This window comes from Rhizobacter sp., from assembly GCF_031412075.1.
In the GTDB taxonomy this organism is placed as follows: Bacteria; Pseudomonadota; Gammaproteobacteria; order Burkholderiales; family Burkholderiaceae_C; genus Rhizobacter.
The window spans coordinates 1-2,293 of record NZ_JANOCG010000498.1 but is presented as its reverse complement, the minus strand read 5'-3'; the positions used below and the strand labels follow the sequence as shown (position 1 = coordinate 2,293).

The 2,293-nt window shown below is 65.4% G+C and carries 1 protein-coding gene; it reads right to left on the bottom strand.

Going from position 1 to position 2,293, the window contains the following annotated elements; all coding sequences use genetic code 11:
• On the bottom strand, positions 1–2,293 hold a 2,293-nt coding region (locus RMO40_RS18475), incomplete at both ends, for a glutamate synthase-related protein (RefSeq protein WP_309724513.1).

The following is a 2,293-nucleotide window of genomic DNA, read 5'->3' as shown; positions in this document are numbered from 1 at the left end:
GCTCTTGCCGGCGGGCTTGTCTGCGGCCTTCGCCTTGGCAATGGTGTCGCCGGCTTGTCTGGCCGCGTTCATCTCACCCAGGGCGCGCTTGTACTCGTTGGGGAAGACCTTGACGAACTTGCCGCGCGCCTCCGCCCATTGGTCGAGGATTTCGCGCGCGCGCAGGCTGCCCGTCCAGCGGTGGTGGTCGTTGAGCAGCTTCTTGAGGATGGCTTCGTCGGTCTCGCCACGGTGCCACACGGCCTTGTCGGAGATGGCCTCCTGGTCGGCCGCGCTCCCCACCTTCTCGAGCGACACCATCGCGGTGTTGCAGCGTTTGGCGAACTGGCCGTCTTCGTCGTACACGTAGGCAATGCCGCCGCTCATGCCGGCCGCGAAGTTGCGCCCTGTCTTGCCGAGCACGGCCACGGTGCCGCCGGTCATGTATTCACAACCATGGTCGCCCGTGCCTTCAACCACCGCCGTCGCACCCGAGAGCCGCACGGCAAAGCGCTCGCCGCCCACACCGCGGAAGAAGGCCTCGCCGCTGGTCGCACCGTAGAGCACGGTGTTGCCGACGATGATGTTGCGCGTGGCGTCACCACGGAAGTCGATGCTCGGGCGCACCACCACGCGTCCACCCGACAAACCCTTGCCGGTGTAATCGTTGGCGTCGCCGATCAGGTACAGCGTGATGCCCTTGGCCAGGAAAGCGCCGAAGCTCTGGCCGCCCGTGCCTTCCATCTGCATGAAGATGGTTTCATCGGGCAGGCCTTCGGGGTGGTGGCGCACCAGCTCGCCCGAGAGCATGGCGCCCACCGTGCGGTTGACGTTGCGCGTCTGCTCGATGATCTGCACCTTCTCGCCGCGCTCGATGGCAGGTCTGCACTTCTCGATGAGCTTGAGGTCGAGCGCACGGGCCAGGCCGTGGTCTTGCGTTTCGACCTGGCGACGCGCCACGTCGGCGGGAGCGGTGGGCTGGTGGAAGATGCGGCTGAAGTCGAGGCCCTTGGCCTTCCAGTGCGAGATGCCTTTCTTGGTGTCGAGCAGGTCAACGCGGCCGATCAGGTCGTCGAACTTGCGGATGCCCAGCTGGGCCATGATCTGGCGCGCTTCTTCGGCGATGAAGAAGAAGAAGTTCACCACATGCTCGGGGCGGCCCTGGAACTTGGCGCGCAGCACCGGGTCTTGCGTGGCCACACCCACCGGGCAGGTGTTGAGGTGGCACTTGCGCATCATGATGCAGCCCTCCACCACCAGCGGCGCGGTGGCGAAGCCGAACTCGTCGGCGCCGAGCAGCGCACCGATGACCACGTCGCGGCCCGTCTTCATCTGGCCGTCGGCCTGCACACGCACGCGGCCGCGCAGGCGGTTGAGCACCAGCGTTTGTTGTGTCTCGGCGAGGCCCAGTTCCCACGGCGTACCGGCGTGCTTGATGGAACTCCACGGTGACGCGCCCGTGCCGCCGTCATGACCCGCGATCACGATGTGATCGGCCTTGGCCTTGGCCACGCCGGTGGCGATGGTGCCCACACCCACTTCGGACACCAGCTTCACGCTGATGTCAGCACGCTGGTTGGCGTTTTTCAGGTCGTGAATGAGCTGCGCCAAGTCTTCGATGGAGTAGATGTCGTGGTGCGGCGGCGGCGAGATCAGACCCACCCCCGGCACCGAGTAGCGCAGGAAGCCGATGTAGTCGCTGACCTTGCCCCCAGGCAGCTGGCCGCCCTCGCCCGGCTTGGCACCTTGTGCCATCTTGATCTGGATCTGGTCGGCGGAGGCCAGGTACTCGGCCGTGACTCCGAATCGGCCTGAGGCCACTTGCTTGATCTTCGAGCGCAGCGAGTCGCCGGCCTTCAACTCGTAGTCGGCCTCGATCACCTTGGCGCCCACCACGTCGCTCAGCTTGGTGCCATCGACGATCTTGATGCCTTTCAACTCATTGCGATAACGGGCCGGGTCTTCACCGCCTTCGCCAGTGTTCGACTTGCCGCCGATGCGGTTCATCGCCACAGCCAGCGTGGCATGCGCTTCGGTCGAGATCGAGCCGAGTGACATCGCGCCGGTGGCAAAGCGCTTGACGATCTCCTTGGCCGACTCAACCTCGTCCACCGGGATCGCCTTGCTCGGGTCGAGCTTGAACTCGAACAGGCCGCGCAGCGTCATGTGCCGGCGCGACTGGTCGTTCACCAGCTGGGCGTTTTCCTTGTAGGTGTCGAACTTGTTGGCGCGTGTGCTGTGCTGCAGCTTGGCAATCACGTCCGGCGTCCACATGTGCTCTTCACCGCGCACACGCCAGGCGTATTCGCCGCCG